General features: G+C 60.6%; 18 protein-coding genes and 1 pseudogene. 5 read left to right on the forward strand and 14 right to left on the reverse strand.

Features of this window, described 5'->3' with window-relative positions:
* Window positions 1-15: 15 nt before the first annotated feature.
* Window positions 16-840, reverse strand: coding sequence for a methyltransferase domain-containing protein (locus AXG89_RS41515; RefSeq protein WP_082778930.1), 825 nt, complete (start codon window positions 838-840; stop codon window positions 16-18).
* 381 nt (window positions 841-1,221) lie between these two features.
* On the opposite strand from AXG89_RS41515, the gene AXG89_RS41520 reads away from it, so the two are divergent.
* Entirely contained in the window at window positions 1,222-2,100 is an 879-nt protein-coding gene (locus tag AXG89_RS41520) for a crotonase/enoyl-CoA hydratase family protein (RefSeq protein WP_062001613.1), read from the forward strand.
* Between the two features lie 41 nt (window positions 2,101-2,141).
* On the opposite strand, the gene pdeR is transcribed toward AXG89_RS41520, so the two are convergent.
* The 3 genes from pdeR to AXG89_RS41535 form a co-directional block, all read right to left on the reverse strand.
* Entirely contained in the window at window positions 2,142-4,157 is a 2,016-nt protein-coding gene (gene pdeR / locus AXG89_RS41525) for a cyclic di-GMP phosphodiesterase (protein ID WP_062001612.1), read from the reverse strand.
* Window positions 4,158-4,643: 486 nt separating this feature from the next.
* A complete protein-coding gene (locus AXG89_RS41530; RefSeq protein ID WP_062001611.1) occupies window positions 4,644-6,464 on the reverse strand; it encodes a diguanylate cyclase domain-containing protein in 1,821 nt (606 codons plus the stop codon).
* The gene (locus tag AXG89_RS41535; RefSeq protein ID WP_075357381.1) at window positions 6,464-7,393 is read right to left on the reverse strand and encodes an extracellular solute-binding protein; all 930 of its coding nucleotides are present in this window, start codon (window positions 7,391-7,393) and stop codon (window positions 6,464-6,466) included. Before AXG89_RS41535 ends, AXG89_RS41530 begins: the two co-directional genes overlap by 1 nt.
* Window positions 7,394-7,563: 170 nt before the next feature.
* Here AXG89_RS41535 and AXG89_RS41540 point away from each other — a divergent pair, with 170 nt between their 5' ends.
* From AXG89_RS41540 to AXG89_RS41550, 3 genes and pseudogenes are all read left to right on the forward strand, one after another.
* The gene (locus AXG89_RS41540) at window positions 7,564-8,667 is read left to right on the forward strand and encodes a hypothetical protein (protein WP_062001609.1); all 1,104 of its coding nucleotides are present in this window, start codon (window positions 7,564-7,566) and stop codon (window positions 8,665-8,667) included.
* Between the two features lie 177 nt (window positions 8,668-8,844).
* Window positions 8,845-10,421: pseudogene (locus tag AXG89_RS44035) on the forward strand (methyl-accepting chemotaxis protein).
* A gap of 391 nt (window positions 10,422-10,812) precedes the next feature.
* On the forward strand, window positions 10,813-11,805 hold the full coding sequence (locus tag AXG89_RS41550) for an Abi family protein (protein WP_086380380.1): 993 nt from the start codon (window positions 10,813-10,815) through the stop codon (window positions 11,803-11,805).
* A 5-nt stretch (window positions 11,806-11,810) separates the two neighbouring features.
* Here AXG89_RS41550 and AXG89_RS41555 read toward each other — a convergent pair whose 3' ends face one another.
* The 10 genes from AXG89_RS41555 to AXG89_RS41600 all read right to left on the reverse strand — a co-directional run bounded on the left by AXG89_RS41555 (window position 11,811) and on the right by AXG89_RS41600 (window position 23,164).
* On the reverse strand, window positions 11,811-13,199 hold the full coding sequence (locus AXG89_RS41555; protein WP_075357380.1) for an FAD-binding oxidoreductase: 1,389 nt from the start codon (window positions 13,197-13,199) through the stop codon (window positions 11,811-11,813).
* Window positions 13,200-13,223: 24 nt separating this feature from the next.
* Window positions 13,224-13,997 carry an SDR family oxidoreductase gene (locus AXG89_RS41560; protein WP_075357379.1) on the reverse strand — a complete coding sequence of 258 codons (774 nt, stop codon included), beginning with the start codon at window positions 13,995-13,997 and terminating at the stop codon, window positions 13,224-13,226.
* On the reverse strand, window positions 13,994-14,755 hold the full coding sequence (gene rpiA, locus AXG89_RS41565; RefSeq protein WP_236873653.1) for a ribose-5-phosphate isomerase RpiA: 762 nt from the start codon (window positions 14,753-14,755) through the stop codon (window positions 13,994-13,996). The genes AXG89_RS41560 and rpiA overlap by 4 nt, the downstream gene beginning before the upstream one ends.
* Before the next feature lie 18 nt (window positions 14,756-14,773).
* Window positions 14,774-15,619: a MurR/RpiR family transcriptional regulator gene (locus AXG89_RS41570; RefSeq protein WP_062001605.1), complete on the reverse strand. Its 846-nt coding sequence runs from the start codon at window positions 15,617-15,619 to the stop codon at window positions 14,774-14,776.
* Complete coding sequence (locus AXG89_RS41575) at window positions 15,609-16,331, reverse strand: HAD-IA family hydrolase (protein WP_075357378.1); 723 nt, start codon at window positions 16,329-16,331, stop codon at window positions 15,609-15,611. The genes AXG89_RS41570 and AXG89_RS41575 overlap by 11 nt, the downstream gene beginning before the upstream one ends.
* Window positions 16,328-17,896 carry a xylulokinase gene (xylB, locus tag AXG89_RS41580; RefSeq protein ID WP_119024877.1) on the reverse strand — a complete coding sequence of 523 codons (1,569 nt, stop codon included), beginning with the start codon at window positions 17,894-17,896 and terminating at the stop codon, window positions 16,328-16,330. Before xylB ends, AXG89_RS41575 begins: the two co-directional genes overlap by 4 nt.
* An 11-nt stretch (window positions 17,897-17,907) precedes the next feature.
* A complete protein-coding gene (locus AXG89_RS41585) occupies window positions 17,908-19,353 on the reverse strand; it encodes an aldehyde dehydrogenase family protein (protein WP_062001603.1) in 1,446 nt (481 codons plus the stop codon).
* A gap of 34 nt (window positions 19,354-19,387) precedes the next feature.
* On the reverse strand, window positions 19,388-20,401 hold the full coding sequence (locus tag AXG89_RS41590; RefSeq protein ID WP_075357377.1) for an ABC transporter permease: 1,014 nt from the start codon (window positions 20,399-20,401) through the stop codon (window positions 19,388-19,390).
* Window positions 20,402-20,418: 17 nt separating this feature from the next.
* Window positions 20,419-21,963: a sugar ABC transporter ATP-binding protein gene (locus tag AXG89_RS41595; RefSeq protein WP_062001602.1), complete on the reverse strand. Its 1,545-nt coding sequence runs from the start codon at window positions 21,961-21,963 to the stop codon at window positions 20,419-20,421.
* A gap of 76 nt (window positions 21,964-22,039) precedes the next feature.
* Window positions 22,040-23,164, reverse strand: coding sequence for a sugar ABC transporter substrate-binding protein (locus AXG89_RS41600; RefSeq protein WP_082778928.1), 1,125 nt, complete (start codon window positions 23,162-23,164; stop codon window positions 22,040-22,042).
* Window positions 23,165-23,597: 433 nt separating this feature from the next.
* Between AXG89_RS41600 and AXG89_RS41605 the strand changes: the two genes are divergently transcribed.
* Window positions 23,598-24,365 carry an SDR family oxidoreductase gene (locus tag AXG89_RS41605; RefSeq protein WP_062001600.1) on the forward strand — a complete coding sequence of 256 codons (768 nt, stop codon included), beginning with the start codon at window positions 23,598-23,600 and terminating at the stop codon, window positions 24,363-24,365.
* Window positions 24,366-24,393 lie beyond the last annotated feature (28 nt).

A 24,393-nucleotide genomic window follows, 5' to 3' on the forward strand; every position in this document is an offset into this window, starting at 1 on the left:
TGCCGTTCCCGAGACTCAGTCCTGGGTGGTGCCGCTCACGATCATCACGGGGAGACCCGCGACGAAACGCCCGGTCCGGCCGCGTTCTTCGAACTCCGTAATCCATCGCGTCACCTCGTCGTCCGTGAACAGTTTGCGCGCGTGCATGCCGGCAAGGACGCTCCTGAAATCGAGGATCTTGTTGACCGACTGGGGATCGAACGCGCTCACGCTGCGCATGCTGAACGTGATGTCGCGCAGGCCTGCATCGTGGAACATGGCGTACAGATCGCGAGCAAGGTAAGGGTTGACGCATGACTGCGCAATTGACTGCATGATGCGTCCGGTCAAAACATAGTCGCTGCTTGCGACCCAGCAGCCGGGCATATCAGGCTCGCTTACCACAATGCGCCCACCCGGGCGCGTCACGCGAATCATCTCCTTGAGCGCTTCTTGCGGCCTTGGAACGTGGATCAGCACGCGGTCGGCGCGCACCGCGTCGAAGCTGCGCGCCGGGACGCCCAGCTCGTTAGCCGGCGCATTCCTGAAACTCAGCGACAGCACATCCGCGTGACGACGGCGTGCTTCTTCCAGCATGGCTTCGCTCAAGTCGAATCCCACCGCGCTGCCACCGGGAACAACCTGCAATGCCAGCTTGCCGAGATCGTCGCCCGGTCCGCAGCCTATGTCGGCGATATGCATGCCGGGCTTGAGACCCATTAATTCAAACGTCTCCTGCTTGTAGACCCGGAACGAATCGAGCGCCTGCATGACGTCGAGCCGCGCGACAAAAGTGTCCGCATCCACAGAATCGACACGCGAAAAATCACCAAGCTGGGAAGGGGATCGTGAGTTGGTCATCGTGGGGCCTGATGGTCGAAGTGTGGTTGAACGAACTGAGCTGCCTTTGATTCTTGTATGTGCCCGCAATAGCTTTCCATGTCTTGTCTCCAACTCATCAACTTGTTGGCTCGCATCCGAGTGAATGACGCTCGGCTCGTGCTCGCTCTACAGGAACTATAACTCGACGATTCGCCGTTGCTAAGCGAACACTTTATCAACCTCAGATGGTTCGCTTAGCAACGTTATTTCACCGCGTTTTTTGAGCCGTTTTACGTGTTTCATAAATGCTTTGCGGGAGTGTGGGCTGCCCCTCGTATACCCCCGCCGATATGAAATTCTGTGCTTTACCCTCTCATGGCTTTACCCAAGTTCAACCCTATTTTTAATTGGATCATCGCCATGAACCTCAAAAACAACCCTGCTTGCCGTCCCTTTCTCGAAGCCGGCGACCTCTCGCAAATCTCCGCCTATTACGAGGAAGAACGCCACACAATGTGGATGATGCTTCGTTCACGTCCGCGTCCGTGTTTCACACAGGACCTCGTGAATGACATCATCGATCTCGCTCGTGCAGCCAGAGAATCAGGCTTGCGTTTTGACTTCTGGGTCACGGGTTCTCTCGTACCGGACATCTTCAACGTAGGTGGTGATCTGGACTTCTTTGTCGATGCCATTCGATCAGGCCGGCGTGAATTGCTCATGGCTTATGCGCGTTCGTGCATAGACGGGCTGCACGAAATCTATAGCGGATTTGGTACCGGTGCCATTTCGATTGCAATGGTAGAAGGCACTGCGCTGGGGGGTGGATTCGAGTCCGCATTGGCACATCACTTTCTCCTCGCGCAGAACGACGCAAAAATGGGTTTCCCCGAAATCGCCTTTAACCTGTTTCCAGGCATGGGCGGTTACTCACTGGTCGAACGCAAGGCGGGCATGCGGCTCGCCGAAGAATTGATCAGCACCGGAGAAGCGCATACCGGCGAGTGGTACGCAGAGAAGGGAATTGTCGACCAGACTTTCCAGCCTGGCGATGCATTCCTTGCGACGCGGACTTTCATAGATGGCATTCGACCCAAGCTCAACGGCATTCGCGCGATGGTCAAGGCGCGGCAACGTGTATTGGCGTTGCCGCGCGCTGAACTGATCGAGATTACGGAGGACTGGGTACGGGCCGCCTTCACGATTGAAGAGAAGGATCTGGCCTTCATGGAGCGGCTGGTCATGTTGCAGAACCGCCGTGTCTCCAAACTGAAGATGGCAAGCCTTGACCAGCACTAAGCAGTTTTAAGCCTTACCAACACTCCTTAACCTGGAGACGCTCAGGCGATGAGCCTGAGCTTTCTTTTCTCCGCGAGCCACGCTTCGAAGGCTCTTGCAGGCATGGGCCGCGCGTAAAGGAAGCCTTGCACGAGATCCACGCCCAGGCCGCGCAGGAAATCCGCTTCAGCTTCGCTTTCCACGCCTTCGGCGACCACCGACAAACGCAGCTCATGCGCAATCGCGACCATCGCGCGCACGAGGGCTTGCGGTTTGCTGTTGACATCGATTCCCTTGATGAAGCTTCGATCCAGCTTGATGGCGTCGAGCGGAATACGCGACAACTGCGACAACGACGAATAACCCGTGCCAAAGTCATCGAGATGCACACGCACGCCCATCTTGCGGAATTGCGTGATCAGCACGAGCGCCGCCGCTTCGTCTTCAATGAAACAGCTTTCGGTCAATTCCACGTCGAGCATGCACGAACGCGAGCGCGTCTCTGCAAGCACCTCGGTGAAATGCTTGACGATATCCGTATCGCGCAACTGGCGCGCCGACACGTTGATGGATATGCGCAGGTCGAGGCCCTGCTTCTGCCAGTTCGACGCCTGCGTGGCAGCCGCTTGCATGACCCATCGTCCAAGCGGCCCGATCAACCCGGACTCCTCCGCATAGGGGATGAAGTCGAGCGGCGAGACAACGCCGCGCTCCGGCGAATTCCAGCGCACGAGCGCTTCGACGCTGTCGACGTCGCCGCTCCTGAGATTCACCTTCGGCTGGTAATAAAGCTCGAGCTGATTCTCTTCAAGCGCCCGGCGCAGGTTCGTGTCGAGCCACACATATTCCGCAACCTTGCGGTTCATTTCCGGCGTAAACACGCGATACGTATGCTTGCCGCCATCTTTAGCGACGTACATGGCGGTGTCCGCGCTGCGAATCAGGCTTTCGAGCCTGTCGCCATGCTCGGGATACAGCGCTATACCGATAGAGCAACCGGTGTAAAGCTTGATCAGTCCGAAGTCAAAAGGCAGATGCAGGCTGCCCAGGATGGTTTCAGCGGTCTTGGTCAGCAGCGGGATGGTCGACTTCCTGACGACCACGACGAACTCGTCACCGCCGAGCCGCGCAAGCGTGTCACCGGGAGCGAGACAACTCTTGATCTTCGCCGATACCTCGCGGATCAGCCGGTCGCCGACCACGTGTCCGTAGTGGTCGTTCACCTTCTTGAAGTTGTCGAGGTCTAGAAACAGGATGCCGAGATGCTCTTCGCCAATGCTGTCACCCGCCTCTCTCTCGGCCGCGATCGCGTTCTCGATTTCTTCCTGAATGGCCTTGCGGTTCAGCAGCCCCGTCAGCTCGTCGGTCGTCGCCTGCTTGAGCAGCAGCTTCTGGGCCTTGCGCTCTTCGGTAATGTCGGTGCCCGAGCAGATCAGGAAGCGCTCGTCCACGCCGCTGCCGCTCTGCACGAACTTGTTGCGAAACAGAAAGAGCCGCGGTCCCGTGACCGTATTGATGTAACGCTCGACCTGGTACGGCTGGCCACTTGCAAAGAAGCCGTTGATGTTGGTCCTGGACGCCGCGCCTTCGTCATCCGACATGAAAAGCACATAGGCGCTTTTGCCAATGACGTCTTCCTCACGCATGCCGGTCACTTCTTCGCACATGCGATTGAAGCGTTGAATAAGGCCACGCCCGTCGAGAATGACGACGAGCGAATTGACTTCGGAAACAACTTGTTCGGCAAATGCGAGACCATGCACGAGATCGCGGGCGACCGACGAGGTGTCCGTGTAATCCGATGCCGTTCCGGCCCATTCGCGAATGTTGATCTTTTTACCGACCAGGTGGAGCCGGTAGGGATAACCGAATATCTTCAGGTCGAGCGCCAGATGCGACGTCACCCCCGTCAGCGCCCGGATCTGCCCTGCCTGAGACGCGTCGAGCGGAATGCTGACGTTCGCGGGTCCCCGCACGGTCGCAAGCTCGAGCGCATTACTGTCGCTCGACAGCCGCCAGCACGGGCTGGTCGTGCCAAACCACGTAAACAGGTCTAGGCCGTCTTCTTCACCCATCATCAGCAACTCCAGAAAAAATTCTCTGACTGCCGCCCCGTCAGCGCGTCTCGTCAGATCTACCCAGTGCCGGCGTCATGCGCCCTGCTGGAGATAATCTCAAACCTGCGAGTCCGCTTCACGGCACCACGAAGCTCCAGGCTTTCGTGTGCCGGCCCAAACAGTAAGTCGCTTAAATTTAATTATTTGATCATATCTTACGCGGACTGCAGAATCACCGCCCGACTTCGAAACAAATAACGATGCAATGCTGCAAAACCCCAACATGGTAAATCGAATGGCATTACACCAAAATAGACTATATTTTGTCTAATCAATGCAAAAGCACCATCGTTTCATTATCCAGCCTTCATCACTGAAAAGCCGGACAGAGCGTGACGACGCCCGACGCTCCCTGTTTCGTCGAAAGATGTAAACGGCATAACGGCTTTCCAGCCAAAAACCTTAATGAGGCCGCACGCCGCTGTCTGAACGTACATGCTTTTTGGGTCAGAACACCGTGTCGGCGTCATCCTGCGCGGCGGCAAGGTCGTCGGCCTGCGCCTGCGGTACCACGCCCTTGGCGGTGCGGTTGCGCTGGGAGTCCGGCAAATCCTGGTATCGCTGATAAGAGCAGTTTCCGTCGGACTTCGCGGCGTACATGGCGGCGTCGGCATTGAGCAACAGCGCGCCGGCGGAATCGCCGTCCACCGGATACTGGCTGATCCCGATGCTCGCGCCCACCGTCATGCGCCGTTCGTTGACGAGCAGCACCTCATCCAGCGTCTGCTTGATACGCGAGGCAATTCCCGGCGCCGGGCCGGCCGAGCGCGGGCCGTTGATCAACACCACGAACTCGTCGCCGCCGAGCCGCGCGACCATGTCGGCGCCGGTCAACAATTCCTGCAGGCGGCGCGCGACCTCGACGAGTACATCGTCGCCGGCCGAGTGCCCGAACTGATCGTTGATCTGCTTGAAGCGATCGAGATCGACGAACAATACGGCAAGCGGTTCGCCGCTCGATGCAGCGTCGCGGATCGCTTCCTCCAGCCGTTCCATGAAGAGCATCCGGTTCGGGAGACCCGTCAGCGCATCGTGGCGCGCAAGATGCACCAACTCGTGTTGCCTGCTATGCAGCCCGTCGATCTGCGAGCGGATCTCGCGGCGCATGCGGTCGAAGCAGCGCGCCAGCACGCCGATTTCATCGGTGCGTCGGACGGGCAGCGCTTCCATGGTGTGATCGGCGAAGAAATGCGTCGCCGCATGTGCGAGCGTTTGCAGTGGCTGGACCAGCGCGCGGGCGAACATGGCCGCCAGGATGATCGCGAGCAGGCTCGAAATCAGCACGATTCGCACGATACTGCCGCCCAGCATGCTCGCGCCGTTAAGGGCATCGGAAAGTGGGCGGGACAAGCCCAGCACCACAAAACGGTTGCCTTCGGACGAGCCAAACGGACGGCGTATGAAGGCGAGAATCCGCGACGACGCCTCGTCGGGCTGTGTCAGACCGTTGAGCATCACGGCTGATCTTCCGTCTTCGAATAGCGGTCGCGTCGTGGGAAAGTTTTCCTGCATGAATATCCGCCGGCCTTTATCGAAACCGAACGTCTGCGATACATCCGGATGCACGAGGAAATCGCCCCATTCGTTGGCAAGGAACACCTCGTAATTGCCCGGCAGATCGACCTGCAAACGTTCCAGCAGCCGCGCAAGGTCGACATCGATTACAACCACGCCGACCACCGTGCCGCGGTTGTCCGCGACCGGCGTTGCCAGGCGCAGGGTCGGGCGCCCTTGTGCCGAATGCGCGCCTTGCTCATGATTAATCGTGATCGGCGATACATAGATGTGACCGCGCGCAAGCGCCAGCGTATCGAACACGTAGGCTAACTGGCCCTTCTCCTGCAGTCCGCTTTGCTCCACTCGCACCGCGTGGCTCGCGTCACGATCAAAACGGATCAGCTCGAGGCCGTGATGCTCGCGCGCGATCAGCCGGATCTGCAGATATTCCCGGTGATGCGTCATGAAACTGAAGAAGACCTGGGCCAGCCGCTCGCGGGCAGCGTTCTTGCCGGAGCCGTCGTCGGCCTGGGCGACCGTCGCCGATGACGGCAGCGAAGCGAGCACCTGCGCGTCGGCGGCAATATCGTCGATGGCAACCGATGAGCGCCGCGCAAGCAGTTCCGTCGAAGTCATCAGGCTGCGCCCGGCTTCCCTCACGAGCAACGTGCGGTTCGCGCGATACGCGTAGTAACCCGTCGCGCCCGACGTAAGCACGCCGATGCACGCCAGCAGGACTGACAGCTTGAACGTCAGCCCGGGGCGCCACATCAAAATCGCTCCGGCCGGTCGCCCGAGACAATCCGGCTCCACAGCGCTTCGCGCCGCCGGCCGTCCTCGACCGGTTCGATCCACACAATGTGCGCGTGTTCGCTGCTTTCCGGGTCCGCGTTCAAGGTGTTGGCGAGCCCCTGGCGCTGCGTGAGCTGTTCGCTCACGTGCGGCTCTAGCATGTAGTTGATCCATGCGAGCGCGAGCGGCTGATTGGCTGCCGACTTCGTCATCGCCCAGCAATCCAGCCAGGCGAGCGCGCCCTCGTCGGGAATGACGTAACCCACATCCGCGCCCGCGCGACGCAGCATCGCGACCTGCTGCGTCCCGTAGTTGCCGAACATCAACGCCGCCTTGTGTTCGATAAAAACCGCAGCCGCCTCTTCCGGCAGCGTGTAATAAGCGAGCAGGTTGCGGCGCAGATCGATCAGCTTGCGAGTAATGGTCCGCATTTGCGATGCATTGAGCTGGAAGGGATCGGCATACCCCAGCGCCAGTGCCGCGAAAGAATAGTTATGCTGGCCGCTGTTGAAATCGAGCACCTTGCCGCGATAACGGGGGTTCCACAACTCGTTCATGGAGCGCGGCGCGACGGGAATCTGCTTGCGATCGTAGATGAGTCCCATCGACGAATAGGTGAACGGGATCGCGTACACGTTGCCATCGCGGATCAAACCGCCAATGGATGCCAAATCGCGAAAGCGCGGTAATTGCCGCTTCGTGTTGGGAATACTTGCGAGATCGAGCGGCGCCAGCAGGTTTTCGCGCGAGTATCGTTCGATCTCCGCGGTGTTGGCGGCGAAGACATCGAATTGGGGCCCAGCGCCCGCTTGCATTCTGTCGTGCAGCGACTCGTCCGAATCGATCAGCGTGACTTCCACCTTTGCGTGATAACGCGACTTCCGGATACTAAATTTGGAAGCGGTCATTAAGCTAGTCTGAAATTCTTACCCGGAATTTCAGCATTGTTGAGGCGCCACACAACACAACGATGAAGACTGAATCGAATCGAAAACAAAGCACCGATCAGGCGGAGCGTGATCGGCCCTCGCCTATAATGCCGGCTCTGATCAGAATCTATGGTGGAGAGCCTTACCTCATGAGTCAAGCGCATGGCCGAAACTCGGGATCTCGAGAGAACGGTCCACGTCAACCGCGCCGCCCTTCGAAAACGACGTCCCGCCACGAAAACAAACCCTTCGCGAAAGGTCAGCCGTCTCGCGATGCCGCAAACGCGCAAGTTACCGCGTCCATCTTCAAGACGCGGTCATTCAAGTTGCTGGTCGATGCCGTCGGCGCCGAGAATATTGCGCTGGGCCTCGACTCGAATCTCACGCGCGTGGCTGAACTCGTGAACGGCGTCGGGTTCACGCCCGAAACTGCTTTTCATATCGAAACAACGCTTGGTCTGCCCGATGGTTTTTTCGATCAGCCGAACCCTGTGCTTGCCCCGGAGATCGTCACGCGGTTGAAGTCGCCGCTGGATTTCATGCAGGCCAATGCGGAAAACACATCGAGCGAGCACTTGCCCAAGGAAGCAGAAATGCGAAAGAAGAACCCTGTTCACGCGCAGGCCGGGAAAGTTGGCGAGAAGCCCGCAATGAACCCATCGCCCAAGAAAACACAGGCGCCCTCGAAGCCTGGCCTTCAACAGTCGTTGCTGCCGGCCGAGGACGCTTCGGTCGAAAAGATCCGCCGCGCGAATCTTCATGTGCTGACATCGCGCAATGGATCGAAAGCGCGGCTGAGCGCGCTGATGGAGTTGAGCGGATCGAACATGGCGCATCGGCTGCACGGCCAGAAACGCCTTGACGACAACGAGGTCAACCGCTTCACCGAACGGCTCGGATTGCCAGCGGGCTGGCTGGATGTGGCGCGCACGGCGGCGGAAATTCCGGCATCGGTAACGGCGTTGCTGCTGCCGTCGCGTCGCTCCGCCGGAGAACACGACGAGGCGAAGCATGCCGCACGCGTACAACACGTAACGCCTGCCGAACCGGTCAACGAGCCGGTGCAGGCCGAATTGGCGGTCGACGTTCCTCCGATGCAACCGGCACCAGCATCGACCACGCGCCTTGATCATCTGCAGGGCATTCAACCGATAGCCGAAGCGCTGCTCAAGACGCTGGCGGGCAAGGCGCGGGCCGGTCTTCTCGACGAAGCCAAGGCGCTGGAAATGCTGCAACAGGCAGTGCTGCTCTGAGCGGCTGACCTGCTTGCATTTACGAAGGCACGGCGTGCAATGCGCCGTGCTCGCCGATGCTCTTTCTCATTTTTTAAGCATAAGAACCCTGAAGCATTCGTGGGTACATGCCATTACCTACGGGTAACGTAAAAAAGAGAACTGCGGATACGTTCCAGCAGAGAGAAAGGACATTGAATGCGAAACAACCAGCCTGTCACGCAGCACGAATATGAATCCCACAAACTGAAATGCTGGTCTCCGCGACCGACCTCTCCGGCAACATCAAATATTGCAACCCGGCTTTTATCGACGTTTCCGGCTATCCGCGCGAAGAACTCATCGGCCAGCCGCACAATCTGATCCGCCATCCCGACATGCCGCGCGATGCATTCGCCGACATGTGGACGACCATCCGCCGCGGCCGGCCATGGACGGCGCTCGTCAAGAATCGCCGCAAGAATGGCGACTTCTACTGGGTTCGTGCGAACGTCACGCCGGTGATCGAACATGGCACGGCAGTGGGTTTTCTGAGCGTGCGCGTGAAGCCCGGCCGCGATGAAGTGGCACGTGCCGAAGCGCTGTATGCGCGCATGCGCACCGGCGCAATGGGCTCCCTGCGTCTCGAACATGGCACGCTCGTGCGCAGTGGGATCGCGGGCAAGATCGGCTCGCTGATGCGCATGCCGGTGACGACGCGCGTGGCGCTGGGTTATGCGAGCACGCCGCTCGCGTTGCTCGTGACCGGGCTGATCGCGTACAGGGGCGCGCCGCCGCTGCCCTTGTGGATCGCGTTTGGCGTGAGCGCATTGGTGGGCGCATTTGGCTGGGCGAGCGTAGCACGCCAGATCGGCACGCGCGTGAGCGCCATGTCGGGTTATGCATCGCGCATGGCGGCGGGTGACCTGACCGTGTCGATGGAAGCCGGCAAACGCGACGACCTCGGCGAAGTCCAGCATGCGCTCAATCAGTTGAAGGCTAACATCTCGGCCATCGTGCTCGATGTACGCGGACAGATCGGCGGCATGATGGACGCCGCGCGCGAAATCTCCAGCGGCAACATGGACTTGTCGCGGCGCACGGAGTTGCAGGCGGCATCGCTCTAACAAACGGCCGCGACCATGGACCAGTTGACCAGCACCGTGACCGGCAACGCCGATGCCAGCGTGCGCGCGCTCGAACTTGTGAAAGAAGCGCAGACGGCAGCAAGCGATGGCGGCAAGATCGCGGTGCGTGTTTAGGAAACCATGGCCGGGATCAACACGGCGTCGCAGCGGATCGCGGACATTACGGGCGTGATCGATGGCATTGCGTTTCAGACCAACATTCTCGCGTTGAACGCAGCCGTCGAAGCGGCGCGTGCGGGCGAGGCGGCCCGCTCGTTCGCGGTGGTCGCGACCGAAGTGCGCAACCTCGCGCAGCGCTGCGCCGCATCGGCGAGAGAGATCAAGGTGGTGGTCGAGACGAGCGTTGCGCAGATCGCGGAAGGCACGGATCTCGTCTCGCGCACGACCAGCCAGATGCGTGCAATCGATGCCGCTGTGCATCGGGTATCGGCGATCATTTCCGAAGTGGCCAATGCAAGCAGCGAACAGGCCGAGGGCATCCGCCAGGTCAATCAGGCGGTCGCGCACCTGGATGGATCGACGCAGGAGAATGCCGCGCTGGTCGAGCAAGCGGCGGCGACCGCGCTGCGGCTGGCGGAGCGCGCGGATGTGCTCGATGAAGCGGTGAGGTTGTTTACCGTCGAGGGGGCAGCGAAGGTTGTGGCTTGAGAAACGCAGTGCGGGACATCACGGCTTGAATCAATTCGACTGCGCATCGGCAATGCCGGTGCGCATGTCTTCTGGCAGTTCGATTCGACATGCGGGCTTTCGGACTTGCAGGTTAGCCGTTCGGCCGACTCGTCCCTGCAGCGGAAAGTTCCTACACTCGATAAGCCGTCCATGAGCCAGCGGTATGGGACGTGGTGAAGCTGACGGCCACGATCATGCGACGGATATGGACAAGAATGTGCAACGCTACGCGATGTTCAAGTCTGGAAAAGGCAAAAGGCCGCACATGGCGGCCTTCTGTCTCTTTGGCGTCTTGGGATCCTGAGGTCTGTCGGGTAACCGAGAGCGCAACAAGACTTGTTCCCAGCGCGTACATAGGAACTATACCGCGATGAGTAGTTTGAAGCAAATACATGTTGTGAGTGCAGTGAAGGCACTGTCGCGGGCGCGCCTCAGTAACTACCGCACGTTCTTTGGAGTCGACGAGGACCGGGCCGCTTATGGCCTGTATTGCTGGAACGACGCGATCTCGGCGGCCTTGTCGCGCGCACTTGGATTTACCGAAGTCGCGCTTCGCAACCAATTCCATACCGCGTTGAGCGCGCGTTATGGCGTTGGCGGAACTATCTCGCGCGACTGGTACGCACACTTGCGTCTCAATCCGAAGTCCACTGATTTGATAAGAAAAATTACACATGAACGGCGTCGATTGAGTGGCGTCTATCAATTGGTCCCGCGTTCACCCGCACCCTCGCCGGACGACGTCGTATCGAAATTAAGTTTTGGCTTCTGGCCGCACGTGCTCGATATCAGTCACGATTGCGCGCATCGACCGCTCGACTGGGCAGAGATGCTCACGGAAATCATGCCGGGCCATAGGAACAATTCCGTCGGTTTCTGGAACCGGCCGAAAAACCGCGACATGCTGTTTGCGCGCATCGATTTTTGCAAAGATCTGCGAAACCGGATTGCGCACCTGGAACCGGTCTGGAAGGCGGGACCTCTGATGACCGAGGGTCGCGCGCGGATTGAACGAAAGATCCGGGTGGAGCGCTTCGCGCCCGCAAATCCAGCAGAGGCACTGACGCGCTTACAAATCGCCTATGACCGGGTGCTCGAGTTGCTGAAGTGGCTATCGCCCGGGCTGCACGACGTATATATGGCCGGCGAGGCTCATCATCGTTTTGAGTCGCTCAACCGGATCGCGGCACTGGACGCCTACAAACGGCATGGCGGGCATCGACGCATGGCGTCGGTGAATTTGAACGCGTATCGTTCGTTACGGCGCTTGAAGAAAGAGCTTAGAGGCATTGGCCGCCGCCATGGCGCAGCAGAAGTCCGCCACGGCGGACTTCCACTCGCCCGATGGATTCCCGTCGTCTAGCTACCCTAAAAAACCTTCCCCGGATTCAGCAGTCCGTGCGGATCCAGCGCAGACTTGATCGCGCGCATCGACTCGATATCGTTGTCCGAACGCGTGAAGTGCAGGAAATGTTTTTTCTTCGTGCCGATCCCGTGTTCCGCCGATATCGATCCTTGGAGATCGCGTGTGACATCGTAGATGACGTCGTCGATTTCATCGTGATCGTGCTTGCCCATGCCCGGCACGTCGACCACGACATGGATGTTGCCGTCGCCGAGATGCCCGTAGATCATCACAATCGCGTCAGGCCAGCGTTCGCGCAAGCGCACATCGCAACGCTGCGCCGCCTCGCCGACTTGCGCTATCGAAAAGCTGACATCGTAGGCCGCGTGGTTCGGAATGAAGCGCTGGTATTCGCCCGGCGCATCGCGGATCGCCCAGAACGCGAGAGCCTGCGAATCCGACGATGCCAGCGCCGCGTCGCTCACCACGCCCGCCTCCAGCATCTCGCCCAGGAACTCTTCGAAGGCATCCGCGTGGCGCACCGGATCGGTCCCGACGCTCTCAAGCAGGACATAGAACGGATGCGCTTCATCGAGCGGCGCGCGCAGTGTGTCGAGGTTGGCGAGCACCGCGTCGTAGTACCCCTTCCACATGACTTCGAACGCCGATACCCCCGGCGCCAGCCGGGCCTGAGCGCGCGAGAGCAGCGTGGTGACGGCCTCGTATGACGGCAGTCCGCACCATGCCGTGGCCGTTGCAGTCGGCTTCGGACGCAGTCTCAAAACCGCACGGGTAATGATGGCAAGCGTGCCTTCACTGCCGATCAACAGATGCCGCAAATCGTAGCCGCTGTTGTCCTTGATCATCTTGTTGAGGCCGCCGATCACCTTGCCGCTTGCGAGCACGGCTTCAAGCCCCAGAACCTGATCGCGCATCATGCCGTACTTGATCACGCGATTTCCACCGGCGTTCGTCGCCAGATTCCCGCCGATGGAACAACTGCCCCGCGCGCCCAGATCCAGCGGAAAATAGAACCCCGCAGCCGTCGCGGCTTCCTGCACGACCTGCAGCGGCGTGCCGGCCTCCACGGTCATCGTGCTGGAAACCGGATCGATTTCAACGATCTTGTTCATGCGGTCGAGGCTGATCGCGACTTCCCCGCCCTGCACGTTGGCGCCGCCCACGAGCCCGGTCAGTCCGCCTTGCGTCACGACCGGCTGTCCATGTTCCGAGCAGATATGCAGCGCTTTTGCGACCTCGGCGGTATCGCGCGGACGGATCACCGCAAGCGGCACGCCGCCCGGCAGTCCGCTCCAGTCCACCACGCGCCGGTCCCCGAACTCCTCCGGCAATTGCACCACTTGCGAACCCAAAGCCTCGCGCAGCGCGTGAACCGCTTCTTGTGCCGCCATTTCTGTCTCCATTGATTTTGACGCCTACCAGATCGTATATCCGCCATCCATCACGAGATCCGATCCTGTCATGAAAGCGCTCGCATTCGATGCCAGGAAGATCACGCCCGGCGCAATCTCCTCGGGCTTTGCGAGCCGCGCAAGCGGTGTGCCGTCGATCCATGCATCGCGCCACGCTTCGTTTTCGAGTCCGCGCTTGGTCAGCTCGGTCGCCACATACCCCGGCGAGATGGAATTGACCCGCACGCCAAACGGCGCCCATTCGGCGGCGAGCGAACGCGTGAGATGAATCACGCCTGCCTTCGATGCGTTGTAAGACGCCTGGGGCTGCGGCTTGTTTGCAATCGACCCGCTCATGCTCGCCACGTTCACGATACTCCCCGCACGCATTTCCGTCATGAACCGCGCGGCGCTGCGGCAGCAATAGAATACCCCGTCCAGGTTGACGGCCATGACGGTGCGCCACGCATGGTCATCGGTATCGAGCGCGGAGGTATTGCGCACGATGCCCGCGTTGTTCACCAGTACATCGAGCGTGCCGTACCGGGCGACGACCTTGTTGAAGGCGTCGTCGACGGAAGCGGAGTTCGTCACGTCCATTTGCACGAACATGCCGCCGACTTTATCCGCCGCGGCCTGTCCACGTTCTGCGTCCAGATCCGCGATCACGAGACGCGCGCCGGCATCGCGCAGACCGTTGGCGATCGCAAAGCCGATCCCCTGCGCGCCGCCCGTCACCACGCAGAGCTTGCCGTCGAGCTTGAATGCGTCGAGCGTGTTTTCCGTGGCCAAGGTCATGGCAGTGCCCGGATAACGACGACTTCGGCGCTGCCATCGGCATGGCCGACGATCATCTCGCTTGCGATACCCACGAACAAACCGTTCTCGACCACGCCGGGAATGGCATTGAAGCGCGGCGCCAGCGAGATCGGATCGGCGATGGCTTCGAGGTGGCAATCGAGGATCAGATTGCCGCTGTCGGTCAGGAGACGTTCGCCGTTTTTCATGCGCGTGGTGATGCGCACGCTTTTATCGAAACCGGCGCTGACGAACAATTCGCGCAGCAGGCGTTCCGTGCTTTGCCATCCGAACGGGATCACTTCGATAGGCAATGGAAAGCGGCCGAGGCGCTCGAAGACTTTTTTATCGTCCACGACGGCGACCATTTTCTTCGATGCCGCCGCCACGATCTTCTCCCACAGCAGGCACGCGCCGCCGCCCTTGATCATGCTGCCCTGATGATCGATTTCATCGGCGCCGTCAATGGTGACATCGAGTTGATCGATCGTGCCGAGATCCGTCAACGGCACGCCGAGTTCAAGCGCGAGTTCACGCGTTGCAGTCGATGTTGGCACGCCCACGACCTCGAAGCCCCGCTCGACGCGCGCAGCCAGCGCCCGCACGAACCAGTGCGATGTCGTGCCCGAGCCAAGCCCGACCTTCATGCCCGGACGCAGATAATGATCGATCGCCTTGATGCCCGAAGCCAGTTTCGCTTCGTCCTGTGCCGATGCCGGTTTCATCGTTGCGTAACCCGGTTCGATATGCGTGCCCATATGTGTCTCCTTTATCAATCAATCCATGAATTTGTCGGTGAACCACGGGTCGAGCGCCGCGAGGTTATCGGGTAGCTTGCGGCCCTGGCGCAGGCCGAGCATTGCAACGAGCATGTTGACCACCAGCAAATGGTTGATGCGCGCGGTGAGCGGCGTGTAGAGCTCGGTGTTCTCGTAAGCAGGCACGCCGATGGCGAGGTCACAGGTCTGCGCAAGACGCGATCCGGGCGCGCAAATGGCAATGGTGACGGCGCCGTTGCGGCGCGCCATGCCCGCGGCCATCACGAGCGCCTTGGTCGATCCGGAATGCGAGAAGAACACGGCGACTTCATCGTTTCGCAACGTAGGCGCAAGCAGCAATTGCTTCTGCGAATCGAGCACCACGCGGCAATGAAGCCCCAGCCGAAAGAACTTGTGCTCGGCATCGAACGCAATGGTTTCGGAGATGCCGAGGCCGAAGAGAAAGATCCCCTTTGCATCGATAAGACGGCTCGCCGCTTCATCGATAGCTGCTGCCTGCACATCCGAGTTGAAGCGCTGGATTGCATGCAGGGAGTTCGTGATGATCTTGCTGCAGACGCTTTCAGGGGTATCGGCGTCAGTGATCGACTCGTATTCGAACGGCGCTTGCGGAATCAGCCCCTGGCCGAGCTGCACCTTGAAGTCCTGGTAATCGGCGCAATCGAGCCTGCGAAAAAAACGCACGACCGTCGGGTCACTCGTTTGCGCCGCCAGCGACAACTCCGCCATGCTCATCTTGAGCACGGCTTCGGGCGAGCTCAGCAGCACGTCGGCTATGCGCGAACTCGCGCCCGTCAGTTCGGGACGTTCAAGCGCGATCCGGCGCAAGAGGTCATTTCTCATTGGGTTCCCGGACGATCGCGCCGGCGGACGCGGCGCTGATGGCAAGCAGGTCGACAAACGCGGCGAGCCTCGACGAAGCAGGCACGTCCACCGCCGGCCCGGTTCCCCAGTTGACGATGAAACACCGCACGTTGGCATCGCGCGCGCATTGCGCGTCGATGGTCGTATCGCCGATGTAAAGCGCCCGATCCGGCGCAACGTTCATGCGCTCCAGCGTGGTCAGCAAATGCTGCGGGTGCGGCTTGCGTTCGGGCAAGGTATCGCCGCCGACGATCGACGTGAAGTAGCGTTCAAGATCGAAATGCTTCAGCACGGCTTCGGCCAGGAATTGCGCCTTGTTCGTGCACACGCCGAGCACAATACCCGCTGCATGAAGCGCGGGAATGGCGTGCAGCGCGTCCTGGTACACCGTCGAATATTCGACCGGATGCTGCTTGTAGAGCGTGAGATAGGTCTCGACATCAGCGGCGACTCGCGCCTGGTCGAGCGTCAGCCCAAGCCCTTTATAAAGCTTGTCGATCAGGCCATACGACCCTTCGCCAATGAACTGTTCGACGAAGTGAACCTCTTGCGGCGGCAAGCCGCGCGTCGCAAGCATGCGATTGACGGCGCTCGTGATGTCCGGCGCGGTATCGACGAGCGTGCCGTCGAGATCGAAGACGATCCCGGCGACCCGCGTGCCGGCAGAAATGGCGGCGTCAGTTGTTGTCATGTTGCCTCGATCGGAGAAGTCGGTTGCAAGGGGACATTTTTATTCGTCGGGGCGGCCTCTGCCGCAATCTGTGCCATGACGGGTTGCAGCGCGTCGTAGAGGCCGCGGAACGTGCTGAAGCGCGACGCATAGAGCGGATCGAGCGCGCGATCCGGCGCCGTGCGGCTCGTCACTTCGAGCGTTGCGACGGCTTCATCGAGCGTTGTCCACCAGCCCCTGCCCACGCCCGCCGCGAGCACCGCGCCATATGCGCCGCCCTCGGCTGCGCCCGTGACGGTCGTCACTTCGCGCTGCAGCACGTCGGCGAGAAGCTGCGACCAGAACGGCTCGCTCATCGCACCACCGGATGCGCGGATTTCATCGCAAGCCAGTCCCGACGATACACACAGCGCAGCGATTGTACGGATGTTCAGCAGCACGCCTTCCATGACGCTGCGCACGAGGTGCGGACCGCCGTGCATCGATGTCAAACCGATCCAGGCGGCGCGGCCGTCAGCGGCGACGTGCGGGCAGCGCTCGCCGAGCAGGTATGGCAGGAACAACAGGCCGCCGGAGCCGGCCGGCGCTTCACGCGCCATCGATATCATGCGCTCGAAGCTCAATGCGCCGGTTGCTGGCGAGACGCTTGCCAGCGCCTGTTTCAGCCATTCGAACGCGCCGCCGGCAGTTAACGTCACGCCCATCACATGCCATCGGCCCGGCGCGTTGCCGCACGAGATCTGCAACTGGCCGGTCGGGACCGGGCACGAGCGCATCCCGCCCGCGACGATCCCTGCCGTGCCGAGCGTCACGCCAAGCGGCCCGCTGTCGATGACGCCCATCGACGTGGTCTGGATCACCGAATCGCCGCCGCCGCCGAAGACCGGCGTCGCGGGCGGCAAGCCCCATCGCGCGGCAAGGTCGGGCAACAAGACACCGGTCCTGTCCGATGACTCCACGACCTCAGGCAAGATGCTTTCCGGCAAGTCGAGCAAACGCATCAGCGGCCGGGACCACCTGCGGTTGCGGACATCGAAAAGTCCCGTGCCCGATGCATCCGATACATCCGTTACATGCTCGCCCGTCAGCCGCAGGCGCAGGTAATCCTTCGGGTTCAACATGCGACGCAAGCGCGCGAACAGCTCGGGTTCGTGCTCGCGCATCCATAGCAGCTTGCCCGCCGTGAAACCCGGCAGCATGCGGTTCTGTACGAGCTCGAGCAAGCCCTGCAGGCCGCCCGCCTTCGCGGTGATTTCGTCGCAATGGGGCGCCGCGCGCTGGTCGCACCAGAGGATCGCGGGACGCAGCACGTGGTCGTGTTTGTCGAGCGCGATCAGGCCGTGCATCTGGCCGCTCAACCCGATGCCTTGCACCGCGCGCCGGTCAGGCAAGCGCGCGAGCACTTCCGTCACGGCCTTGTCCGCCGCGCGCCACCAGTACTCGGGGTCCTGCTCGGCCCAGCCGGGCCGCAGGCTCATTACCGGGTAATCGCCGACCGCTTTCGCGGCCACCTGCCCGCGGCTGTCGACTGCGATCACCTTGCACGCCGAGGTGCCGATATCGATACCGAGAAGATAGCGTTCCATCGACGTCCCCGTCATGCGCCGTGCCGAAGCCGCACGTGCTTGAGATGCAAGTAGCTTTCCATGCCTTCGTGGCCGTGTTCGTAGCCTGTGCCGCTTTGCTTGCGGCCACCGTAAGGCGCGTTCATGATGCCGGCATCGACATGATTGATCGATACGTTGCCGAAGTCGAGCCGCTTGCTCAGCGTGAAACTTTCCTTGATGTTTTCCGTGTATGCGTAGGCCGCAAGACCCGACGGCGTACCGTTGGCCTCGGCAATGGCGTCATCGAGCGAACGATACTGCGCCACGCCGATCACCGGCCCGAACGTTTCCTCGTGCATCACGAGCATCCCGGGCGTGCAGTCGGCAATGACCGTGGGCGCGTAGTACAAACCGCGCGTTGCGCCATCGGGACGTCCGCCGCCACAGAGAATTTGCGCACCATGCTCGCGCGCATCGGCGACGTGACGTTCGACCTTGGCCACGCCTGCGCGGGTTGTCATGGGACCGACATCGGCGTTCTCACGCAGGAGCCCGTCTGCGACCACGAGGCTGCGTGCGCCCGACGCCAGTTGATCGACAAAGCGTCCGTAGACCGACTCATGCACGTACGCACGATTGATCGAAATGCAGATCTGCCCGGCGTTGCGAAACGCGCGGCGCAAGGTGCCCGCAACCGCACGTTCTATATCAGCGTTCCCCGTCACGATCAGCGGACAGCTCCCGCCCAGTTCCAGCGAAAGCGGCGTGATCCCACGCACCGTCCGGTAGATGTCTTCTCCTGCAGCTTGCGAACCGGTGAACGCGACTTTATCGATGTCAGGATGGCCGACTAGCAAACGCCCCGTCTCGCGGGCGCCCATGACAAGGTTCGCCACGCCCGGCGGCAGACCCGCCTCGTCCAGGCATCGAAACAATTCCTGCGCGCTCGACGGTGTGTATTCCGACGGTTTCACGACAATCGTGCACCCCGCCGCCAGTGCCGCTGCGAGTTTCCATCCGATCAGCTCGACCGGATAATTCCACGGCGCGATCGCCCCGACCACGCCCACGGGTTCCTTCTCTACGATGCTGATGAAGCCGTCGTCTTCGTTCGGAATCGTGCTGCCGAAGACGCGTACCGCTTCTTCCGCGTAGTAGTGAAACGCCTTCGCGAGTTTCTTCGCTTCGCCGCGCGCCTCGCCGAGCGGCTTGCCCATCTCTTCGGTAATCGCAGTGGCGATAAGGCGCTCGGCCAGCGTGACTTTATCGCCGATGGCATGCAGCAACTGCGAGCGCTCGAACGGGTTGGTCCATCGCCATGTTTGCCATGCTTCTTTGGCTGCGGCCACGGCTGCATCGACGACCGGAGCACGCGCGTCCGGGGCGCGGGCAATGATCTGTTCCGTACCCGGGTTCATCACGTCGAGCCATTCGGTCTCGCCGCCATTGCCGAAGCGGCCGTCGATATACATCTCGCACTGTCTTGGATCGGTCATGTCTTTGAATGCCTGAAAAGTACTTTGAGCCGGCTCATTGCGCGACGAAGTTCACGCGAATGGCATCGACCGCCACGGCGATAAAGATCAGCACGCCGCCGATCATCTGCACATAAAACGACGGCACCGACGTGATCGCAAGCCCGACGTGGATCACCGTCAGCAGCAAGACGCCGCCAAGAATCCCCGCTGCGCCGCCGCGTCCGCCGAACACGCTGACCCCGCCGATGATCGGCGCCGCGATTGCATAGAGCAGGAATCCTTCGCCCTGATCGGACGTGATCGCCATTTGCCACGCAGCCAGCAAGTAACCCGCGACGCCGGAAAGAAATCCCGACAACGTGAACGCGATGACCTTCACCCGGTTCACGCGGATACCGGCCGAGTTTGCCGCGAGCGCATTCCCGCCGGTCGCATAAAGGCTTCGGCCGAGCACGGTCTTGCGCAACAGGAAGCCCATGCCGATCAGCGCGACGAGAAACACAACCGGCATCACCGGCCAGTTGCCAATGGTGTACTGCCCGATCCAGATAAAGCTGTTGGGCATGTCCGAGATGGTATTGCCTTGCGTGACCGCCAAGAGCGAGCCTTGCAGCACGATCATCACGGCGAGCGTCTGGATCAGCGAGACCATCCGCAAGCGCGTGACACACAGGCCATTGAAGAAGCCGATCGCCGTCGCCGCCGCAATGCCGAGCGGGACGCCGATCGCCGGCGACATGCCGAGCCGCGTGCTGATGATCGCGCCGATTGCCGCTGAAAATCCCATATTGCTCGCTATCGACAGGTCGATCTCGGCGACCATCAGCGGCAGCGATACCGCCAGCGCAAGAAGGCCGAGCACGGTCGCCTGCACCAGCACGTTCTGCAGGTTCGAGACCGTGAAGAAGAACGGATTGAGCACGCCGAACACAATCACGAGCGCGGCAAGCCACAGCCACACCACGTTCTGGAACAGCCATTGCACGCTGTGTTTTGCGGGCCGCTTTGCCGTGGCGGGGGGCGCCGCCGGCGGAACGCTCGCGGAGATATTGCTCCTGGGTTGCATGATCCGTCTCCTGAGTTTTAGTGTGTAAGTGCGCTGCTGGCGGCGCCGAATGCCGACTGCAGGATGGAGTCTTTATCGATGTCCGCGCCGGTGTATTCCTGGCTCACCTCGCCATCCACGAACACGCAGACGCGATCGACCATCCGCACCATTTCGTCCAGGTCGCTCGTTATCACGATCACGCTCAGGCCCTCGCGCGTAAGGGCATCGATGATGCGATGAACCTCTTCCTTCACGCCTACGTCAATGCCGCGCGTGGGTTCGTCGAGGATCAGCAGTTTGGGTTCCGTGGCGAGCACGCGGCCCAGACACACCTTCTGCTGGTTGCCGCCGCTCAATGTGCCGAGCAGCACCTTTGGCGTCGCCGCCTTGACCCTGAGGTGTTCGAAGTAGCGCTTGACCACGGAGCGCTCGGCGGGGGCATCTATGACGCCAGCCTTGGAAACTTTCGCAAGACTCGACATGGTGATGTTCTGCGCGATGCTTTGCAGGCCGACGAGTCCATCGCGATGCCGGTCGTCGGACAGATACGCAATGCCGTTCGCGAACGCCGCTTGCGGATGATCGGGGAAATCCATCTCCCGATTGCCATGTCTGATGCGGCCGCGGCTCGCGCGATTGAGCCCGAACAGCGCGAGGCCAAACTCCTTCGCCCCTGAACCCGGCAAGCCCGCAAACCCCACGATCTCCCCAGGCTTGATGCTGAATGACTCTATATTGATGTTGCGTGCCTGAAGTCCGCTGACCTGCCACGCGGCTTCGCCTTGAATATGACGTTCGTCATCACCTTCGCCGTGCGCCCGGTGGAACAACGGCACATCGCGGCCGATTACCAGCTCCGACAACGCATCCGAATCGATCCCGTCAAGATTGTCCATCTCTCCAGCAAGCCGCCCGTTGCGCAGCACGGTCACGCCGTCGCAGATGCTCAGGATCTCTTCGTTGTAGTGCGAGATGAACACAAAGCTCACGCCCTGCGCCTTGAGGCTTTGCATGAAACCGAACAGATGATCGCGGTCCGCGAGCGTGAGCGCGGCGGTCGGTTCATCGAGGATCAGCAGCTTGCCGCCGCTGTACAGAGCACGAAGGATGTTCAGCTTGCGCTTGGCGACTGCCGAGAGTTCGCGCGCCGACATGCGCGGGTCGAGCCCCGTGCCTTCCAGCGCCTTGACCGCGTTCGCCATCAGCGCGCGCTGATCGACGGTCTTCGTGAAACCGCGCTTCACGGGCCAGTGGCCAAGCATGAGGTTGTCGGCGACCGACATGGACTCGACGATCATCGGCTCCTGCGTGACGAGGAACACGCCGCGCGCTTCCATCTGCTTGACGTCAAAGCCCTGCACCTCTTCACCCGCAAATTCGATGCTGCCTTCCGTCGGCGATATCAAGCCTGAAATCAGCCCGACAAGCGTGGACTTCCCCGCGCCGTTTTCGCCGAGCAGGCCGTGAATCGTGCCGCGCCGGATGTTGACCGACACGTGATCGAGCGCGACGACCGCCTTGTAGCGCTTGACGATATCGCGGGTCCTGAGAATATATTCCGTGCTGCTGGTATCTGCCATGTCCGACCATCCGGTTGCTGTTACCGGTCCGCGCCGTGACGCGGACCGGAAGACTCAACGTGCGCCAAGCGGCGGCCTAGCTGTAGCGCAGGCCCCATTCGTTGTAAGCGATGTTGCCCCACTGGCGCTTGTCCTTGACCGAGTTGCCATCGACTACGAAGGGCTGGATCACGAGGCTCGGACCTGTCACGGACTTCGTGATTTCCGCCTTCTCCCAGAAGTACTGGCTGTTCTGATATGGCCCGAGCGGCACGGGTTGGCCCTTCAATGAATACTTGTCGAGCATCTCGACCGTGATCTGCGCATAGGCGATCGGATCCTGCGATACGACCGCGTCCATGTAACCGTCGCCGATCCACTGGAGCGCAGCCGGTTCACCGTCGATATTCACGAAAATCACGTGGCCCTGCTCGCCGACTTTCTTCCACTTACCCTTTTGCTGCAGCGCGGTCACAATGCCGCGCGCGGGTGAATCGCTGGGCGCATGCACGGCGTCGAGATCAGGATATTCCGAGAGCGTGGCGAGCGTCACTGACAGCATGTTCTTGAGCAGCCCTTCAGTCGGGCGGCTGATCAGCTTGATGTCCGGATACTTCTTGAAGGTCGCCTCGAGCCCTTCCTTGCGAAGACGCCATGCCACCGATTGCAGCGCGCCGTAGCAGTTGAGCACCGTGCCCTTGGTCGAACCGTTCTTCTTCTTGAGCGCCGCGACGATGGCTTCGGCCGCCATCACGCCGCCGGCGTAATTGTCGAAGTCGACGGTGATCGATACATCGCCGGCGAGCGCGGGGGTATCGATGATGCCGACCGGAATCTTCTTCATGTTGTACTTCTTGATCACGCTCGCGATAGCCTGGCTGTCGATCGGGTCCGCGATGATCGCAGCCGGGTTCTTCAGCAACAGGCTCTGCCATTGCTCGAGCTGGGTCGTGGTGCTGAAGTTTGCGTTGACCGCCTGGAACGTCCAGCCCTTCGCCTCGACCGCGCGCTTTACCGCCTCCTGTTGCGTCGCGAAGAAGTAGTAATCGAGGCTCTTGTTGCTGAAAGGCACGAGCGGCTTTTGCTGCGCGAGCGCCAGTGGCGAAAGGGAAAGCGCGCCTGCGGTCGCGGCCATGTCGACCAGAAACTTGCGGCGGGACACCGGTTTTGAAGCAGATTGTGAAGCTGACTCTGATGCGAAGGCCTTTGAATCATCATCCATGGTTTGTCTCCTCTCATGGCAATACAGGCGATTTCTGCTTTTCGACAGTCTGCGTCGGTCGCCGAAGTTGTAGTGAACAACAATTTGAACCGTAGTATTACGACGCAATGTAAAGGACTGAACGGTGGATCACAATCTAGGGTTTACGTGATTCAAATACTTGTTTCAGCGCAATAAATTTGCTGCGGCGCGGCGATTTACTTACTCAAAGCGTAAAAATTACGATATCAATACACGCATTACCGGTTGGAAAATGCGTTGTTCACGTAGCAACACTACTTTTTGATACGAAATTAACAAAAATCGCACTGTTAGATTGGTCACCCGCTCCGCATGCCCGCAGCCTGCCGCGTAGCGCCATCCCACTACAATGTTTTCCTGCGCTTCGGCTCACTTAAAGCCGATATGACAAAACAGGTACGAGGACAAACGCATGACACAGCTTTTCGATCTGAGTAACCGCACCGCGCTTGTCACCGGTTCGGCGCGTGGCATTGGCTTCGCGCTCGCTGAAGGACTCGCGAATGCGGGCGCTGCGGTGATCATCAACGGAACGAGACCCGATACCGTCGACGAAGCGGTCTCGCGCCTCGTGAGCAACGGCTTGAAAGCGCAAGGCCGTGCGTTCGATGTCACGAACGAACAAGCCGTCAAGGATGCGTTCACGCACTGGGACGAACATGGCGTGCAGATCGATATCGTCATCAACAATGCAGGCATTCAATTTCGAAAGCCGCTTATCGAGCTTGAGCTGGGCGACTGGCAACGCGTGATCGACACCAACCTCACGAGCGCGTTCATCGTGTCCAAGGAAGCGGCGAAGCGCATGATCGCGCGCGGGAATGGCGGCAAGATCGTGAACATCGGATCGCTCACGAGCGAAGGCGCGCGCGCGACCGTGGGCGCCTACACCGCCGCGAAGGGTGGCATCAAGATGCTGACGCGCGCGATGAGCGCGGAATGGGCGGCATCGAATATCCAGGCGAACGCGATTGGCCCGGGGTACATCCTCACCGACATGAACAAGCCGCTGGTCGAGAATCCCACCTTCGATGCATGGGTGAAAAGCAGCAACCCGTCTCAGCGCTGGGGCACGCCGGAGGAACTTGTCGGCACGGCGGTGTTCCTGTCGTCGGCGGCGTCGAGTTATGTGAACGGGCAGATCATCTACGTCGATGGCGGGTGGCTTGCCGTGCTTTGAAGCCTGACGCGCGGGTTCAAAAAAAACC

It is taken from the genome of Burkholderia sp. PAMC 26561 (assembly GCF_001557535.2).
In the GTDB taxonomy this organism is placed as follows: Bacteria; Pseudomonadota; Gammaproteobacteria; order Burkholderiales; family Burkholderiaceae; genus Caballeronia.

Coding starts and splice junctions, on each gene's coding strand:
- AXG89_RS41535 (WP_075357381.1), bottom strand. CDS start 7,393: ATGACCGCTTCCAAATTTAGTATCCGGAAGTCGCGTTATCACGCAAAG.
- AXG89_RS41600 (WP_082778928.1), bottom strand. CDS start 23,164: ATGGATGATGATTCAAAGGCCTTCGCATCAGAGTCAGCTTCACAATCT.
- AXG89_RS41590 (WP_075357377.1), bottom strand. CDS start 20,401: ATGCAACCCAGGAGCAATATCTCCGCGAGCGTTCCGCCGGCGGCGCCC.
- pdeR (WP_062001612.1), bottom strand. CDS start 4,157: ATGATGGGTGAAGAAGACGGCCTAGACCTGTTTACGTGGTTTGGCACG.
- AXG89_RS41570 (WP_062001605.1), bottom strand. CDS start 15,619: ATGAGAAATGACCTCTTGCGCCGGATCGCGCTTGAACGTCCCGAACTG.
- AXG89_RS41515 (WP_082778930.1), bottom strand. CDS start 840: ATGACCAACTCACGATCCCCTTCCCAGCTTGGTGATTTTTCGCGTGTC.
- AXG89_RS41595 (WP_062001602.1), bottom strand. CDS start 21,963: ATGGCAGATACCAGCAGCACGGAATATATTCTCAGGACCCGCGATATC.
- xylB (WP_119024877.1), bottom strand. CDS start 17,896: ATGGAACGCTATCTTCTCGGTATCGATATCGGCACCTCGGCGTGCAAG.
- AXG89_RS41550 (WP_086380380.1), top strand. CDS start 10,813: ATGAGTAGTTTGAAGCAAATACATGTTGTGAGTGCAGTGAAGGCACTG.
- AXG89_RS41555 (WP_075357380.1), bottom strand. CDS start 13,199: ATGGCGGCACAAGAAGCGGTTCACGCGCTGCGCGAGGCTTTGGGTTCG.
- AXG89_RS41605 (WP_062001600.1), top strand. CDS start 23,598: ATGACACAGCTTTTCGATCTGAGTAACCGCACCGCGCTTGTCACCGGT.
- AXG89_RS41575 (WP_075357378.1), bottom strand. CDS start 16,331: ATGACAACAACTGACGCCGCCATTTCTGCCGGCACGCGGGTCGCCGGG.
- AXG89_RS41530 (WP_062001611.1), bottom strand. CDS start 6,464: ATGTGGCGCCCCGGGCTGACGTTCAAGCTGTCAGTCCTGCTGGCGTGC.
- AXG89_RS41585 (WP_062001603.1), bottom strand. CDS start 19,353: ATGACCGATCCAAGACAGTGCGAGATGTATATCGACGGCCGCTTCGGC.
- AXG89_RS41520 (WP_062001613.1), top strand. CDS start 1,222: ATGAACCTCAAAAACAACCCTGCTTGCCGTCCCTTTCTCGAAGCCGGC.
- AXG89_RS41540 (WP_062001609.1), top strand. CDS start 7,564: ATGAGTCAAGCGCATGGCCGAAACTCGGGATCTCGAGAGAACGGTCCA.
- rpiA (WP_236873653.1), bottom strand. CDS start 14,755: ATGGGCACGCATATCGAACCGGGTTACGCAACGATGAAACCGGCATCG.
- AXG89_RS41560 (WP_075357379.1), bottom strand. CDS start 13,997: ATGACCTTGGCCACGGAAAACACGCTCGACGCATTCAAGCTCGACGGC.